This is a genomic window from Micromonospora sp. WMMD980, from assembly GCF_029626035.1.
In the GTDB taxonomy this organism is placed as follows: Bacteria; Actinomycetota; Actinomycetes; order Mycobacteriales; family Micromonosporaceae; genus Micromonospora.
The window spans coordinates 480,223-495,773 of sequence record NZ_JARUBE010000003.1; the positions used below are offsets into that span (position 1 = coordinate 480,223).

Annotated in this window: 13 protein-coding genes; 5 read left to right on the forward strand and 8 right to left on the reverse strand. The window is 74.0% G+C overall.

Annotation, left to right across the window (positions count from 1 at the left end; translation table 11 throughout):
• Positions 1–40: 40 nt before the first annotated feature.
• On the reverse strand, positions 41–1,612 hold the full coding sequence (locus O7618_RS02790; RefSeq protein WP_278104371.1) for a hypothetical protein: 1,572 nt from the start codon (positions 1,610–1,612) through the stop codon (positions 41–43).
• A gap of 45 nt (positions 1,613–1,657) precedes the next feature.
• Between O7618_RS02790 and mptB (O7618_RS02795) the strand changes: the two genes are divergently transcribed.
• Both mptB (O7618_RS02795) and mptB (O7618_RS02800) read left to right on the forward strand, forming a co-directional pair.
• The gene (mptB, locus tag O7618_RS02795) at positions 1,658–3,061 is read left to right on the forward strand and encodes a polyprenol phosphomannose-dependent alpha 1,6 mannosyltransferase MptB (RefSeq protein WP_278104372.1); all 1,404 of its coding nucleotides are present in this window, start codon (positions 1,658–1,660) and stop codon (positions 3,059–3,061) included.
• Positions 3,062–3,071: 10 nt separating this feature from the next.
• Positions 3,072–4,577, forward strand: a complete 1,506-nt coding sequence (gene mptB, locus O7618_RS02800; RefSeq protein ID WP_278104373.1) for a polyprenol phosphomannose-dependent alpha 1,6 mannosyltransferase MptB — start codon at positions 3,072–3,074, stop codon at positions 4,575–4,577.
• Between the two features lie 9 nt (positions 4,578–4,586).
• Here the strand turns inward: mptB (O7618_RS02800) and glnA are convergent, their stop codons facing one another.
• Complete coding sequence (gene glnA, locus O7618_RS02805; RefSeq protein ID WP_278104374.1) at positions 4,587–6,011, reverse strand: type I glutamate--ammonia ligase; 1,425 nt, start codon at positions 6,009–6,011, stop codon at positions 4,587–4,589.
• A 216-nt stretch (positions 6,012–6,227) separates the two neighbouring features.
• On the opposite strand from glnA, the gene O7618_RS02810 reads away from it, so the two are divergent.
• The gene (locus O7618_RS02810) at positions 6,228–6,605 is read left to right on the forward strand and encodes an RDD family protein (RefSeq protein WP_347405407.1); all 378 of its coding nucleotides are present in this window, start codon (positions 6,228–6,230) and stop codon (positions 6,603–6,605) included.
• 60 nt (positions 6,606–6,665) lie between these two features.
• Here O7618_RS02810 and O7618_RS02815 read toward each other — a convergent pair whose 3' ends face one another.
• Entirely contained in the window at positions 6,666–7,355 is a 690-nt protein-coding gene (locus O7618_RS02815; RefSeq protein WP_269690609.1) for a DUF4191 domain-containing protein, read from the reverse strand.
• Positions 7,356–7,491: 136 nt separating this feature from the next.
• On the opposite strand from O7618_RS02815, the gene O7618_RS02820 reads away from it, so the two are divergent.
• Positions 7,492–7,653 (forward strand): LuxR C-terminal-related transcriptional regulator, encoded by a 162-nt coding sequence (locus O7618_RS02820; RefSeq protein ID WP_278109886.1) that lies wholly within the window; start codon positions 7,492–7,494, stop codon positions 7,651–7,653.
• Here O7618_RS02820 and O7618_RS02825 read toward each other — a convergent pair.
• Both O7618_RS02825 and lipA read right to left on the reverse strand, forming a co-directional pair.
• Entirely contained in the window at positions 7,635–9,344 is a 1,710-nt protein-coding gene (locus O7618_RS02825) for a DUF423 domain-containing protein (protein WP_278104375.1), read from the reverse strand. The genes O7618_RS02820 and O7618_RS02825 overlap by 19 nt on opposite strands.
• Positions 9,345–9,404: 60 nt before the next feature.
• Entirely contained in the window at positions 9,405–10,451 is a 1,047-nt protein-coding gene (lipA, locus tag O7618_RS02830; RefSeq protein WP_278104376.1) for a lipoyl synthase, read from the reverse strand.
• Positions 10,452–10,869: 418 nt separating this feature from the next.
• On the opposite strand from lipA, the gene aspS reads away from it, so the two are divergent.
• On the forward strand, positions 10,870–12,156 hold the full coding sequence (aspS, locus tag O7618_RS02835; protein ID WP_278104377.1) for an aspartate--tRNA(Asn) ligase: 1,287 nt from the start codon (positions 10,870–10,872) through the stop codon (positions 12,154–12,156).
• Between the two features lie 358 nt (positions 12,157–12,514).
• Here aspS and O7618_RS02840 read toward each other — a convergent pair whose 3' ends face one another.
• The 3 genes from O7618_RS02840 to O7618_RS02850 are packed head-to-tail and all read right to left on the reverse strand — an operon-like array spanning position 12,515 to position 15,413.
• The gene (locus O7618_RS02840; protein ID WP_278104379.1) at positions 12,515–12,907 is read right to left on the reverse strand and encodes a VOC family protein; all 393 of its coding nucleotides are present in this window, start codon (positions 12,905–12,907) and stop codon (positions 12,515–12,517) included.
• A 3-nt stretch (positions 12,908–12,910) separates the two neighbouring features.
• Positions 12,911–13,552, reverse strand: a complete 642-nt coding sequence (lipB, locus tag O7618_RS02845; RefSeq protein WP_278104380.1) for a lipoyl(octanoyl) transferase LipB — start codon at positions 13,550–13,552, stop codon at positions 12,911–12,913.
• A gap of 52 nt (positions 13,553–13,604) precedes the next feature.
• Positions 13,605–15,413, reverse strand: coding sequence for a DUF2079 domain-containing protein (locus tag O7618_RS02850; RefSeq protein ID WP_278104381.1), 1,809 nt, complete (start codon positions 15,411–15,413; stop codon positions 13,605–13,607).
• Positions 15,414–15,551 lie beyond the last annotated feature (138 nt).

Here is a 15,551-nt window from a genome sequence, read left to right on the forward strand (position 1 = left end):
ACGCATTCTGTATAGGCGGGGCCCCTTCTCACACCGGCGCTCAGCCGGTGACGGTGTAGGCGCCGGGGCGGGGGACCGTCACGGTGAGCCAGTCGCCGGCGGGGGACAGCGTGGCGCCGCCGGTGACGGTGAGCCAGCGGTCGTGGCGGACCCGGACCGGGACCGGGCCGGCGGTGGGGGTGCGGAACGTGACCGAGGCGCCGTCCTGCCGGACCAGCTCGCCGGGTGCCCCGACCAGCGGGGTGGGGTCGGCGACCGCGTACAGCCGCCAGTGCCGGTCCGACCAGACCTCGGTCAGGTACGGCTGGCCGGCGGTCACCAGCTCCGCCTCGGGTCGGCCCACCCAGGACAGCTCGGCGTCGGGCACGGCGACGTACTGCACCGCGTTGTCGGCCAGCCAGGCCCGGTAGCTCTCGGCGGTCAGCGGGACGCCGGTGCCGGCGGCGCCCGGCACGGTGGTGAAGAACAGCGGGTTGCGATCGATGTCGGCCTGCCGCAGCCAGCCCCGGGCCAGCGGCACCTCGCCGAGGCGGGCGGCCTCCCAGTAGTTGCGGGTCGGCGGCACCTCCACCCGCCCGGTGAGCCCGCGCCGGGCCAGCTCCGCGCGCAGCGGCGCGAAGTACGCCGGGTCGGCCGTCGGGTCGTCGGCGCTGCGCAGGTCGGCGCTGACCACCGGCGGCTGCCACCAGCACACCACCGCCAGCAACACGGCCAGCCCGACCGCGCCGGCGGCCCGAGGCAGACGCCCGATCAGCGCGCGCGGGATCGTCGCGGCGGCCGCCAGTACCGGCAGCGCGAACATCACCACCAGCCGGGTGGCGTTCAGCCCGACCGGGGTGGGCAGCAGCGCCGCCGCCAGCACCCCGGCCGCGGAGAGCAGCGCGCCCACCCGCACCGGCCGGTACGCCACCAGCGCCGCCACCAGCAGGCTGGTCACCACGGCGTGCACCGTGTCGGTGCGGCTGATGTTCATCCAGCCGCCCTCGCCGAACAGCAGCCCGGTCACCGCGAGCGGCGCGGCGGCCGGCACGGCGAGCAGCAGGCCGTCGGCCCACCGCCGACCGAGCAGCAGCGCGACACCGGCGAGCCCGACGAACAGCCCGGCCACCGGACTGGCCGCCGAGGCGAGCAGCGCGGCGACGACGACCGCCCCGGCGCGCGCCCCACGAACTCGGCCGGCCGCGGCGGTGGGCAGGGTGAGGGCCAGCAGCGCGGCCAGGCCGAACGCGACGCCGAGGGCGTAGGTGACGCGGCCGGAGACCAGGTTGCCGGCGATCGTGACCACGCCGACCAGGCTGCCCAGCAGCGGGCGCGGCACCCGCGCCCGGACCAGCAGGGCCGCGAACGCGACGGCCGAGGCGAGCAGCGCGAGCGCGCCGGTGGGACGTACCCCGAGCAGCGCCATCAGCGGCGGGGAGACGAGGCTGTAGCCCCACGGGTGCACCCCGCCGTACCAGCGCAGGTCGACCAGGGCGGGCCCGTGCGCGGCGAAGAAACCGGCGCGGGCGACCTGGGCGGACAGGTCCGAGCCGGTGGCCGGCAGGATCAGGTAGAGCGCGGCGAGGACGAGCGCGGACATGGCGGACACCGTGACCACTCGACCGCCGCGCATGCCCACCTCCTGATCGCGAACCACCGTACTGGCAGCATGGTGAACGTGTCTCACCACCTCTCGCGCTGGACCGGGCTGGCCGGCTCGGTGCTGCTCGCCGTGGCCGCCTACCTCGGCGGTGCGCTGCCCGACGGTGAACTGCGTCCCACCCCGATCAGTATCTGGCAGGGCCCGAACGGACCACTGATCATCGGATTGTGGCTCGCCGGCACGGCGCTGCTGGCCTGGGCGTGGTGGTCGCTGCGCGACCGGGTGCCGTCGGCCCGGTGGGTGCTCGTCACGGTCGGGCTCTGGCTGCTGCCGATGCTCGTCGCCCCGCCCCTGGGCAGCCGGGACGTGTACGCGTACGCGTGTCAGGGTGCCAGCTTCTCGGCCGGGCTAAACCCGTACGAGCAGGGCGTGTCGGCGCTGCCCTGCCCGTGGCTGGACACCATCTCGTACATCTGGCGGGACACCCCGGCCCCGTACGGGCCGCTGTTCGTGCTGCTCGCCGGTGCGGTGGTCAAGGCCACCGGGTCGCTGTGGGGCGCGGTCGCGTTGTTCCGGGTGCTCGCCCTGGCCGGGGTGGCGCTGACCGCCTGGGCGCTGCCGGTGCTGGCCCGCCGCTGCGGGGTGCCGCCACGCCGGGCCCTCTGGCTGGCGCTGGCCAGCCCGTTGGTGCCGGTGCACCTGGCCTCCGGGGCGCACAACGACGCGATGATGGTCGGCCTGCTCGTCGCCGGGCTGGCCGTGGTGGCGTCCCGACCGGGCCGGCCGGGACCGCTGCTCGTCGGCGGGTTGCTGCTCGGCCTGGCCGCCGGCATCAAGGTCACCGCGCTGGTGGTGGTGCCGTTCGCCGCGCTCGCCGCGGTCGTCGGCCCGTACCGGATCCGGACGCTGGTCCGCGACGGCGGGTGGGTGGTCGGCGGCGCGCTGGCCTCGCTGGCCGCCGCGACGCTCGTCGCCGGCCTCGGCCTCGGCTTCATCAGCGGGCTGGAGCAGGGCGGGCTGGTGGTGGCGTGGACCTCGCCGCCGACCGCGGTCGGGCAGACCGTCGGCTACCTGCTGGCGCCGTTCGGGGTGCACGTCGACGCGCTGCCGGCGACCCGGGCGATCGGCATGGTCGTGCTGGTCGTGCTGCTGGTCTGGCTCTGGTTCCGGGCGTGGCGCCGGGGTGAGCCGCTCTGGCACGCGGCGCTGGCGCTGGTCGCCACCGTCGCGCTGGCGCCGCTGTTCCACCCCTGGTACTGGCTCTGGCCGCTGGCCGTGCTGGCCGCCACCGCGCGCCGGACCGGCTGGTTCTCGATCGTCACCCTGGTGTCGTCGTTCCTGGTGCTCGCGGACGGGACCGGTTTACCCCGCTACACCAAGATGCCGGGTGCGCCGCTGATGACGGTGTTCGTGATCGTGCTGGTCGTCTGGTTGGTACGGTCGGCCCGGAAGGAGCGGCAGCCGGTTCCGGTGGAGTGAGGAGACGTCGGTGGGCGAATCCGACGCGCCGGTGCGGCCGGTCGCCCCCGGGCTCGCCCGCTACGCCGGTCTCGCCGGGGCGATCCTGCTCACCGTCGCCGGCTGGCTGGGCGGGGCACTGCCCGACGCCCCGCCACGGGCCACGCTCGCCGCGCTGTGGCACGCCCCGCACGGGCCGGTGACGCTCGGCTGCTGGCTGGTGGGGACCATGCTGCTGGTCGCCGCGTGGTGGTCACTGCGCTGGGGCGCCCCGTCGGGTCGGTGGGCCTACCTGACCGCCGGGCTCTGGTCGCTGCCGCTGCTGGCCGCGCCGCCGCTGGGCAGCCGGGACGTCTACTCGTACGTCTGCCAGGGTTGGACCTGGACGCGGGGGACCAGCCCCTACCGGGTGGGGGTCGAGGCGGCCGGCTGCCCGTGGACCGGGTCGGTGTCGCCGATCTGGCGGGACACGCCGGCGCCGTACGGGCCGTTCTTCGTCCTGCTGGCCGGGCTGGCGGTGCTCGCCGGCGGTGGCCTGGTCGGGGCGATCGTGCTGCTTCGGCTGGTCGCGCTGGCCGGCGTGCTGCTCGTCGCGCTCTGCCTGCCCGGTCTGGCCCGCGCCGCCGGGGTGCCCACCCGCCGCGCGGCCTGGCTGGTGCTGGCGTGCCCGCTGGTCGGGGTGCACCTGGTGGCCGGCGCGCACAACGACGCGTTGGCTCTCGGGCTGGTCCTGCTCGGGCTGCTGGTGCTGATCCGTCGCCCGGGGAAGGCACGCGCGTTGGTGGTGGCCGGGGTGCTGCTGGGCCTGGCGGTCGCGGTGAAGGCGATCGCCGTGGTGGTCCTGCCGTTCGCGGCGCTCGCCGCGGTGCTCGGCCGCTACACCTGGCGGGCGTTGCTGCGCGACGGCGGCCGGTTGGCCGCGGTGGTGCTCGGCACGCTCGTCCTCCTGTCGCTCGCCACCGGTCTCGGGCTGGGGTGGGTGGACGGGTTGGGCCGCAGCGGCGACTCGCGGCAGTGGACCTCGCCGCCGACCGCCGTCGGTTTCGTCGTCGACTACGCGGGCGAGTTGGCCGGCCGCCAACCGCACGCCGTGCCGGTGACCCGGGCGATCGGGCTGGTGCTGCTGGCGGGGCTGCTGGTGGCGCTCTGGTGGTGGGCGTGGACGGCGTTGCGCGCGCTGAACGACACCCGGCAGCGGGTGGCCCGGCTCACCCTGGCCCGGCCCCGGACGGCGCTGCTCGGCGCCGGCCTGGCGTCGGCCGCGACCGTGCTGCTCGCCCCGGTCTTCCATCCCTGGTATGCGACCTGGCCGCTGGCCCTGCTCGCGGTGGCGGTGGTGCCGCCGGCCCGGACGGTCTGGTTCGTGGCGCCCTGCGCGGTGGCGTCGGTGCTCGCCCTGCCGGACGGCACCAACCTGGCCCGGTTCACCAAGGCGCCCGGCGCGGTGCTGATGACCGTGCTGGTGGTCGTGGTCGTGGTGCGCGCGGTACGGGCCGGGCCGGCCCCGCGGTGGCGGAGCCGGCCCGGCCGGTGCTGACGAGCGTGCTCAGCAGTCGAAGTACATCGCGAACTCGTGCGGGGTCGGGCGCAGGCGCACCGGGTCGACCTCGTTGGACCGCTTCCAGTCGACCCAGGTGGAGATCAGGTCCGGCGTGAAGACGCCGCCGTCGAGCAGGTAGTCGTGGTCGGCCTCGAGCGAGTCGAGCACGGCCGGCAGCGACCCGGGGACCTGCCTGACGTCGCCCCACTCCTCCGGGGGCAGGTCGTAGAGGTCCTTGTCGATCGGGGCCGGCGGCTCGATCTTGCTCTTGATGCCGTCCAGGCCGGCCATCATCATCGCGGAGAAGGCGAGGTAGACGTTGGCCGACGGGTCGGGCACCCGGAACTCGACGCGCTTGGCCTTGGGGTTGCTGCCGGTGACCGGGATGCGGGTGCACGCGGAGCGGTTGCGCTGCGAGTAGACCAGGTTGACCGGGGCCTCGAAGCCGGGCACCAGGCGGCGGTAGGAGTTGACGGTCGGGTTGGTGAAGGCGAGCAGCGAGGGCGCGTGGTGCAGCAGGCCGCCGATGTACCAGCGGGCGGTGTCGGACAGCCCGGCGTAGCCGGTCTCGTCGTAGAACAGCGGCTCGCCGTTCAGCCAGAGGCTCTGGTGGGTGTGCATGCCGGAACCGTTGTCACCGAACAGCGGCTTGGGCATGAACGTGGCGGTCTTGCCGTTGGCCCAGGCCTCGTTCTTCACGATGTACTTGAAGAGTTGGAGCTGGTCACCGGCGTGCAGCAGGGTGGAGAACTTGTAGTTGATCTCCGACTGGCCGGCGGTGCCCACCTCGTGGTGCGAGCGCTCCACGGTGAAGCCGGTATCGACCAGCCGCCGCACGATCGAGTCGCGCAGGTCGGCGTAGTGGTCGACCGGGGGCACCGGGAAGTAGCCGCCCTTGTAGGCGGTCTTGTAGCCGCGGTTGCCGCCCTCCTCGACCCGGCCGGTGTTCCAGGCGCCCTCGATCGAGTCGATGTAGTAGAACGACTGGTGCGCCGAGGTCTCGTGGCGGATCGAGTCGAAGATGTAGAACTCCGCCTCGGCGCCGAAGTAGGCGGTGTCGGCGATGCCGCTGGCGGCGAGGTAGGCCTCGGCCTTCTTGGCCACGTTGCGCGGGTCGCGGGAGTAGGCCTCGCGGGTGAACGGGTCGTGGATGAAGAAGTTGATCGCGACCGTCTTCTGCTTGCGGAACGGGTCGACGAACGCGGTGGCGACGTCGGGCAGCAGCAGCATGTCCGACTCGTGGATGGCCTGGAAGCCGCGGATCGACGAGCCGTCGAACGCGAGGCCGTCGGTGAAGACGCTGTCGTCGAAGGACTCGACCGGCAGGTTGAAGTGCTGCATCACGCCGGGCAGGTCACAGAAACGTACGTCGACGAACTTCACGTCCTCGTTCTTGAGGTAACGCAGGAGTTCCTCGGGATTGGCGAACACACGTCCTCCTGGCAGGTCCACTCCGGTCGCTGTCTGGTGGCGACGCTATGGCCGGGCGGTTGCCCGGCCGTGTCTCCTCTGTTTCCGCCGTGTTACGTCGCTCGCGGAGCGTCATTGCCCGTACCGTATGTTAATTATTGACGGCATTGTCGGAATTTTCGGTGGGCGCCGAGGCGGCGCTACCCTGGCCGCGTGACCGATACCGCCGCCGCACCGGTGCCGCCCGCCGCCGATCCCACCTTCACGCCGCCCGGCCTCGGCCGCCGCTTCGGCGCGCTGATCATCGACTGGGTGCTCTGCCTGATGGTCGCCCGGGCCTTCGCCGACCCGGTCCGCGACGGCTGGCCGCCGGTCCTGGTGCTGATCCTCGAGTACGGCTTCTTCCTCGGGCTCTTCGCCCAGACCCCCGGCATGTACCTGACCCGGCTGCGCTGCGTGGCCTGGGCCGACGGCGGCCGGATCGGGCTCGCCCGCGGACTGCTGCGCGGCCTCCTGCTGGCCCTCGTCGTCCCGGCCCTGATCATGGACCAGCACCGGCGCGGCCTGCACGACCGGCTCGCCGGCGCGGTGGTCGCCGACGCGCCGCGCCGCTGAGGCAGCGACAGAAGGAGCCGGCCCGCGGGGGACCGGCTCCTTCCTCGCGTACGCCGGGAGTCAGCGACCCCGGGTCTGCCGGAACGCGCCCCGCGGCGGTCGCATGTTCTTCGGGACCGCGCCCTTGGGCATCTGCGGCCGCGCGGTCAGCGCCTTGAGCCGCTTGTCGAGGGCGTTGACGTCCTTCGGGGAGAGGGTGCGCGGCAGCCGCATCACGGTCATCCGCAGCTTGCGGACCGGCAGCTCGCCCTCGCCGGAACCGATCACGTAGTCGTGCAGCGGAGCCGAGCCGATCACCTTGGCCAGCCGGCGCTTCTCCTGGCCGAGCAGGCCGCGCACGCGCTGCGGGTTCCCCTCGGCCAGCAGGATCACGCCGGCGCGGCCCAGCACCAGGTGGACCATGTCCATCTGGGTGGTCGAGCTGACCGCGGGAGTGACCCGCCAGTCGCCGCGCATGCTCTCCATGATCTGCGCCGCCGCGCCGGGCTGGCCCTCGGCGGCGTTCATCATCGCCTTGTTGGACCGCAGGTTGAGCACGATCAGCAGCGCGAGCAGCGCGAGCAGGATGCCGATCGGCAGCCAGATCCAGCCCCAGGCGAGCACCGCGACCACGGTGAGCGCGAGCGGGATCAGCACCGCCGCCGCGGCCAGCGGCGCGAACCACTTGTCCTGCTTGGCGGTGAACTTGAACACCATCCCGATCTGCTTCAGCCGCTGGCCGAACGAGACCTTCTCCTGGGGCTTTGCCATGCCGCAGAGTCTAGTGGTCGGCGCGCGAGCCGTTGATCCGTGGCCACCCGTTCCGCCGCGGGCTGAGTACCTTACGGCCGCGCCGGCCCGCCCGGCCGCCGGGTAAGGAGGTGCCGGGGCGCGAAGATCAGGCGGCATCGCCGAACGGCTCTTCATCTCCCCGAAGACCGCCAGCGTGCACGTCTCCCGGATCATCGCCAAGCTGGACGTGACCAACCGGGTGGAGGCCGCCGCGCTGGCCCACCGCCTGGGCCTGCTCGATCCGCCGCCCGCCCCGGCTCAGCGGCGGGGCAGGTAGATCCGCCAGCCGGGGATCGTGATGACGCGCAGGGCGCCCGGCTCGGCACCGAGCCGGCGGTCCAGCCGGGCGGCCAGCGGCGAGCCGTCCGGCGCCACCCAGGCCGCGTCCGGGTCCGCGGCCACCGCCCGCCGATACCCCGGCAGCCGGTCGAAGCCGGGGCGCAGCTCGTCGTCGACCACCGCGCACACGGTCTCCTCGCCGCTGGCGAAGGAGATCCGGTTGCACGTCCAGTAGCCGCCCCGGACGTGCCGGACGCCCAGGTCGCCGAGGGCGTCGACGAGCATCCGGTGCCGGTCGGCCGCGGCGTGCACCGCCGGCGCGGCCCGGATCGCGTCCGCTGTGGCGCTCGCGCCGGTGCCGAGCATCCCGGCGAGCACCGTGACCGCTCCGATCCCGGCCACCACGCTCCGGACCGACTCCACCTCGCCGAGGTGGGGGTGTCCCGACCGGTCCGATTCCGCCACCTCGCCGAGCTCGCGCCGTCGGTCGAGACCGAGCACGACTCGCCCGACGGGCCGGCCGAGCCGGGCCGCCAGTGGGCGGGCGGCCTGCCAGAGCGGCCAGAGCAGCGCAGGGACGGCGACCGCGAGGCAGGACAGGTATCGGGCGCTCTCGACCGGCGTCCGACCGGCCGCGCTGCTGGCCGTGTACGCCGCCAGCACCGCAGCCGCGCCGCCCAGCAACGCCAGCCGTACCGCCGCCGGCACCCGTCGGTCCGCCGACCCGGCGGGGCGGCGCACGGTGCGCCACGCGGTGAACGCGGCGAGCAGCAGCAGGATCGGGAAGGCGACCGCCCACCAGAGTTGCCAGGGGGCGCAGTGGCCGGGGGAGCAGAAGCCCATCGCCAGCGGCGGACCGACGACCACACCGCCGTGCCACCGCTCGACCCAGCTCGCCGACGTGCCGGAGCCGCCCGCCGACAGCACCGCGGCGAGCGGGTTGCGCCCGTGCCGGAGGCTGTCCAGCAGCATCGGCGCCGCGCCCAGCAGCAGCGCGCCGCCGAGCGCCGCCCCGGCCCGCCCGGCCAGCTCCCGCCGGCGCCACGCCACCAGCACCGCGCCGAGCGCCAGCGCGTACGGCAGGATCAGCGGGTCCACCCAGAGCAGCACCCCGGCGACCAGCCCCCAGGCCGCCCAGCGGGGCAGCCGCGCGCCCGGCCCGTTGCCGCACAGCGCGACCGTGAGCAACGCCAGCGCCGCGCCGGCCGGGTTCAGCTCGGGATAGCCGCCGCCGGCGATGAGCTGGTTCTTCACCACCCGGTCGGCGCCGAGCGCGAGCACGGCGACGACCAGCAGCGCGTACCAGCGGTCGCCGCCGAGCCGGCGGGTGAGCCGCCAGGACAGCAGCAGGAACAGCGCGTACAGGGCCAGGGTGGGCAACCGCAGCACGAGCACGGACGGCCCGGCGAGCGCGACCAGCGGCGCGGCCAGGTACGCCTCCAGCGTGCCCATGTACGCCTGGCCGTAGAACCAGACCGGGAAGTCGTCGCCCCGGGCGATGTGCAGGGCGGCCAGCCCCATGGTCGCCTCGTCGCTGTTGCTGGGCGGCGCGTCGGCGAGCAACAGCGCCAACCGGTAGCCGACGGCGGCGAACCCGACCAGCAGGGCGAGCAGCGTCGGCAGCCGGGGCCGCCGGGAGGCGCGCGGGCGGTCGGCCTCGCGTGGCTCCTGGCGTACCCCGGCGGTCATGCCCTGGATCATGGCATCTGGCCGGGGGCCGGCGGAGGGTGACGCGGTCGGAGGCCCGCCTCAGCCGGCGACGGTGACCTGTTCGCGGGCGGCGAGCGCCTGCTGGTAGAGGCGGCCGGCGCGGTACGACGAGCGGACCAGCGGGCCGCTCATCACCCCGGCGAAGCCGATCTCCTCGGCCTCCTCGCGCAGCTCGACGAACTCCTCCGGCTTGACCCAGCGGGTGACCGGGTGGTGCCGGGGGGATGGTCGCAGGTACTGCGTGATGGTGATCAGCTCGCAGCCGGCCTCGTGCAGGTCGCGCAGCGCCTGGGAGATCTCGGCGCGTTCCTCGCCCATGCCGAGGATGAGGTTGCTCTTGGTGACCAGGCCGTCGGCGCGGGCCTGGCGGATCACGTCGAGCGACCGCTCGTAACGGAAGGCCGGGCGGATCCGCTTGAAGATGCGCGGCACGGTCTCCACGTTGTGCGCCAGCACCTCGGGACGCGAGCCGAAGACCTCGGCGAGTTGCTCGGGCACCGCGTTGAAGTCGGGGATCAGCAGCTCGACGCCGCAGCCGGACTGCAGGGCGTGGATCTGCCGGACCGTCTCGGCGTAGAGCCAGGCGCCGCCGTCGGGCAGGTCGTCGCGGGCCACCCCGGTGATGGTGGCGTAGCGCAGGCCCATCGCGGCGACCGACTCGGCGACCCGGCGCGGCTCGTCGGCGTCGAACTCGGCCGGCTTGCCGGTGTCGATCTGGCAGAAGTCGCAGCGCCGGGTGCACTGGTCGCCGCCGATGAGGAAGGTGGCCTCGCGGTCCTCCCAGCACTCGTAGATGTTGGGGCAGCCGGCCTCCTGGCACACGGTGTGCAGACCCTCGCGCGAGACGAGCCCGCGCAACTGGGTGTACTCCGGGCCCATCTTGGCCTTGACCTTGATCCACGGTGGTTTGCGCTCGATCGGCGTCTCGGCGTTGCGCGCTTCGATCCGCAGCATGCGCCGCCCCTCGGGGGCGACGGTCGCGGTGCGCGCTGGCTGCTCAGTCGTCGGCGCGGTTTGCTCGATCGTCACGAAATCGAGCCTACGCCGGTCGGCGGCGGTCGATGAACGTCGGGCGACGGCCGTCACCCCTAAAAACTTGTGACACCGGACACGAGCGGCCAAAAAACCCCGTCACATGCCGGCGGCCCGGCTGCTAGCGTGTCGACAGAGCTGCGACGGAGCCGAGTAGCGGACCGACCCGCCAGCCCAGAGAGCCGCCGATGTGCTGCGAGGCGGTCTGGCGCTCGGCCGACGAAGACCCTCCCGAGCTGCGGGAAGAACGGCCGCGTGTAAGGAGGGGCCCCCTATTAACGCCTCCGGTAGAGGCGGGGCCCCTTGTTGACACGCCGCGCCCAGTAGAACCCGCCCGGCTGGCCCCGGTGAAAAGGCGACGAACGAGGCCCGCCGCCGAGGCGGAGGGCGAAGGTGTGGTGGCACCGCGAGGATCCCGCTCGCCCACACCTCCCTGGGGATCGCGTTGCGATTGATCAAGGAGGTAACCACCGTGCAACGCATCCTGTCCACCCAGCTCCCCGACCACGTCGGCGCGACCGTCCGGCTCGCCGGCTGGGTCCACCGCCGCCGGCTGCTCAAGTCGGTGGCGTTCCTGATCGTCCGGGACGCCACCGGGCTCGCCCAGGTGGTGGTCGCCGCGCCCGAGGTGCGCGCGCAGGTCGAGGCGCTCACCGAGGAGACCGTCGTCGAGGTGGTCGGCAAGGTGGTCGCGAACCCCACCGCGCCCGCCGGGGTCGAGGTCGTCGAGCCGACGGTACGACCGCTCGGCCCGCCCGCCGTGCCGCCCCCGTTCGACCTCTACCGGCCGGCGCTCGGCGCGGCACTGCCCACCCAGCTCGACCACGCGTCGACCGCGCTGCGGCACCCGACCCGGTCCGCCGCGCTGCGGATCTCGGCGGCGGCCGTCGCCGGTTTCCGGGCCACGCTCGACCGGCAGCGCTTCATCGAGGTGCACACCCCGAAGGTGGTCGGCTCGTCCACCGAGAGCGGGGCGAACGTCTTCGCGCTCGACTGGTTCGGCCGGCCCGCCTACCTGGCCCAGTCGCCGCAGTTCTACAAGCAGCTCATGGTCGGCGTCTTCGAGCGCGTCTACGAGGTGGGGCCGGTGTTCCGCGCCGAGCCGCACGACACGGTCCGGCACCTGGCCCAGTACACCTCGCTCGACGTGGAGCTGGGCTTCGTGAGCGACCACCGGGACGTGATGGCCGTGCTGCGCGACACGCTGGCCGGGATGCTCGCCGGCGTAACCGAGCGGGCCGCCGGCGCGCTCGACACGCTCGGCGTGACGGTGCCGGGGGTGCCGGCCGAGATCCCGGCGGTGCACTTCACCGACGCGCTGAAGATCGCCGGGGCGCCGGCCGACGAACCCGACCTGGCGCCGGCGCACGAGCGGGCGCTGGGGGAGTGGGTCCGGGTCGAACACGGCAGCGACTTCCTGTTCGTCACCGGCTACCCGATGGCGAAGCGGCCGTTCTACACCCACCCCGACCCGGCCCGTCCGACCCACTCGAACGGCTTCGACCTGCTGTTCCGGGGGATGGAGCTGGTCACCGGCGGGCAGCGGCTGCACCGGCACGCCGACTACCTGGCGGCGCTGGCGGCGCGGGGCGAGCCGGTGGAGCCGTACGCCGGTTACCTGGACGCGTTCCGGCACGGCATGCCGCCGCACGGCGGCTTCGCGGTCGGTCTGGAGCGGTTCGTGGCCCGGCTGACCGGCGCGGCTAACGTCCGGGAGGTGACCGCCTTCCCGCGCGACCTGCATCGCCTCACGCCGTGACCGCGCGGCACGCTGCTCACTCCGGGTGACGCGGGGGCCCAAGGTGGGCGTCGGTGACGCTGAGTAAGCGGCGTGCCGGTCGTCGGAGTGCCCCTGTTCTCGACGCAGCGCGCTGACCAGGGAATTCGGGAGGATGTCGGTTCGGACGGAAGGATGGTGCCGGCCGCCTTTGCTCTGCAGCCACCGCCGCATCGCTCGACGGCGGGTGACCGCTGCGTCGAGGGCTGCAGAGCAAAGGCGGCGGCGGGGTGAGGGCGGGGGTGCGTCGGCGCTCACCGTCGGTGAGTGGATTCGGCGCTGCGGGGGGTTGTGCGGCAGGGGCGCGGCAGGTCGGTGTGGGTGGGGGTGGGGGTGTGGATCAGGCCGGGCCGAGCAGGTCCCACGGGTTACCGGCGATGTCCCGGAAGACCGCGACCCGGCCGTACGGCTCGGTGCGGGGCGGGCGGACGAACTCGACGCCCGCGGCGACCATCCGGCGGTGGACGGCGTCGAAGTCGTCGACCCGGAGGAAGAAGCCGACCCGGCCGTGCGTCTGGTCGCCGACCGCCCCGGCCTGGTGCTCCCCGTCTGCGCGGGCCAGCAGCAGCCCGGTGCCGCCGTCCGGCGGGCGCACCACCACCCAGCGCTTCGGCCGGCCGTCGTTCGTCAGCGACGGCGAGTCCTCGGCCAGTTCGAAGCCGAGCACCTCGGTGAAGAACGCGACGGCCGGGTCGTACTCGGCGACGACGAGGGTGACGAGATCGAGCCGCACCCGTCAGACCCGGGTCAGGGTGGGCAGGTGCCGCTCGACCACCGGCAGCACGTCGGCGACCGTGACCGGGCGGCCCAGCTCGGCGGTGAGCGAGGTGACCCCGGCGTCGCGGATGCCGCAGGGCACGATCCGGTCGAAGAAGCCCAGGTCGCAGTCGCAGTTGACGGAGAAGCCGTGCAGCGTGACGCCACGGGCCACCCGGATGCCGATGGCGGCCACCTTGCGCGCCGGGCCCCGGTCGTCCGCCGGCACCCAGACGCCGCTGCGGCCCTCGACCCGGCCCGCGGCCAGCCCGAACTCGGCGCAGACGTCGATCAGCAACTGCTCGGTGCGCCGGACGTACGCCACCACGTCGACCGGGTCGGGCAGGCGGACGATGGGGTAGCCGACAAGCTGCCCCGGACCGTGCCAGGTGATCTTTCCGCCGCGGTCCACGTCCACCACCGGCGTGCCGTCCGTCGGCCGGTCCCACGGCTCGGTCCGCTTGCCGGCGGTGTAGACGCTCGGGTGCTCCAGGAGCAGCACCGTGTCGCCCTGCTCACCGGCCGCCACGGCCTCGTGCAGCCGGCGCTGCTCGTCCCAGGCGGCCTGGTAGTCGAGCCGGCCCGCGCGGATGGTGGCCGGTCCGGAAGTCGTCACGCTCACCCGCCCAGCGTAGTCCCGCCGGCCGGGCCGCCCCCGGGTGACGCTCGTCGCGTCACGACGCCGGCACCCGCCACAGCCAGACGTCCTCGACCCGCTCGGGCGGGCCGAGCAGGGCGGTGGCCGTGCGGCGCAACGCCTCCTCGTCGACGTCGTACTTGGCGCCGTGCACCCGGTCGGCCAGCACCACCACCCGCACCCCCCAGTGGCGCAGGTTGGCCCGCGACTCCTGGATGCTGCCCTCGGTGACGATCGGCACCAGGCCGGTGCTGCCGGCCTGGTCCATCAGGGTGTCGAAGGTGCGCGGCACCGGGCCGATCCGGCCCCGGCCGTCCGGCCCGCCGGGGCCGAGGAAGAAGCCGGCCGGGATGCGGAACTCGCCCTGCCGGTGGGCGAGGGCGTACGCCTGCCAGCGCTGCCCGTCCGGGTAGACGTCGACGGTGAGCGGCAGTGGCGTGAGCACCCCGTCGGGCGGGACGTAGCGCTTCCAGGCCCCGCCGGTGATGAACGCCGGGATCGGCTCGCGGACGCTGGTGAGCAGCGGCGTCGGCAGCAGCGGCAGCAGCGCGGCGGCGAAGCCGACCAGCCAGGCCGCGTCGACCGCCCGCCGGGGCGGCCGGGCGCGCAGCGCGTCGACCGCGTACGCCAGCAGCAGGCCGATCACCGGCGCGACGACGAGCGCCAGCCGCGACGGCAGCGCGGCGTTGACCACCGGCAGGTTGTCCAGCACCCCGAACGGCAGCAACTGGTCGGTGCGCCGCCCGTTCCACCTGGCGGTCGGCCCCCAGGAGAGCACCGCGAAGACCACCGCGGTCACGCCGAGCGCGAGCAGGGTGGCCCGGAAGGCCCGGTCGGCGCGCCGCCACAGCAGGGCGAAGCAGGCGACCGCGAGCACCAGCAGCGGGATGCCGAAGAACGAGTTCTCCTCGGTCGGGTTGGGTGCCAGCGATGTGCCGAACCCGGCCCAGCCGGCCAGCGAGCGGCGCGGGTACGAGCCGAACGCGGCGATGTCCTCGGAGTGGATCAGCGGGTCGAAGCCGGTGCCGTGGAACCGTTGCGGCCCGGCGAAGTGCAGCCAGAGCGGGTACGCCAGCAGCGCGCCGGCCACCAGCGCGGTCACCCCGAGCCCGGCCAGCACGCGCGGGAGCGCCGCCCGTGCCTCCGTCCGGCGGGCCGGGTGCAGCGCCCAGACCAGCAGGAACACCGCGAGCGCCAGGGCGGTGAAGAAGAGTCCCTCGGCGGCGATCGAGAACGCCACCGCCACCAGCAGCCCGAGCACGATCCCGCCGGTGACCGCGTGGCCGGGGCGACGCAGCCGGAACACGCCCCAGACCAGCAGCGGCACCAGCCAGCCCGCGGTCCAGTTCAGGTGCGCGTTGGCGTGCGACACCATGGCCGGGCAGAAGCCGATGAACAGCGCGCCCACCCCGGCGGCCAGCCGGCTGCCCACCAGGTGCCGGCTGAGCAGCCAGTACCAGGCCACCGCGGTGGCGGCCAGGTTGAGCGTCAGGATCACCAGGAACGTCGCGGGTGGCCCGATCAGGTACGTCAGCGGCGCGAAGACCGCCGCGTACACGGTGATCGAGGTGTTGACCGCGAGGTTCACCCCGTCCGGAACGTTGATCAGGTGGGTGAAGAGCGGGTTCTCGCCGTGGGTGAGCGCGTGCCCGCCGAAGGCCAGCAGCCACTCGAAGAGCGCCTGGTCGCTGGAGTTGACGGTGATCGTGCGGGTGTTCGGGTCGCGCCACATTCCGCTGGTGACCCAGAGCGCCAGCGCCACCGCCGCGAGCGTCACCAGCAGGTCGGCCCGCCGGTCGCGGGCGGCGGTGGCGGGCGGCGGCTCGGCGACCGGGGAGGACGGCACGCAGCGGACGTTACCAACCGGACCCGGGCACACCGCCCGGACGGTGAATGTGTGAGTGACAACCATTCCGGTCGATGAAACACGGACGTAACGTCTCGGCAACTCGGAGAGTGATTCAGTTCACATTCCATGATCGGG

Bases quoted from the DNA above. Each gene is read 5' to 3' on its own strand.
- O7618_RS02790 (WP_278104371.1), bottom strand. From the start codon at position 1,612: ATGCGCGGCGGTCGAGTGGTCACGGTGTCCGCCATGTCCGCGCTCGTC.
- O7618_RS02815 (WP_269690609.1), bottom strand. From the start codon at position 7,355: ATGGCAAAGCCCCAGGAGAAGGTCTCGTTCGGCCAGCGGCTGAAGCAG.
- O7618_RS02825 (WP_278104375.1), bottom strand. From the start codon at position 9,344: ATGACCGCCGGGGTACGCCAGGAGCCACGCGAGGCCGACCGCCCGCGC.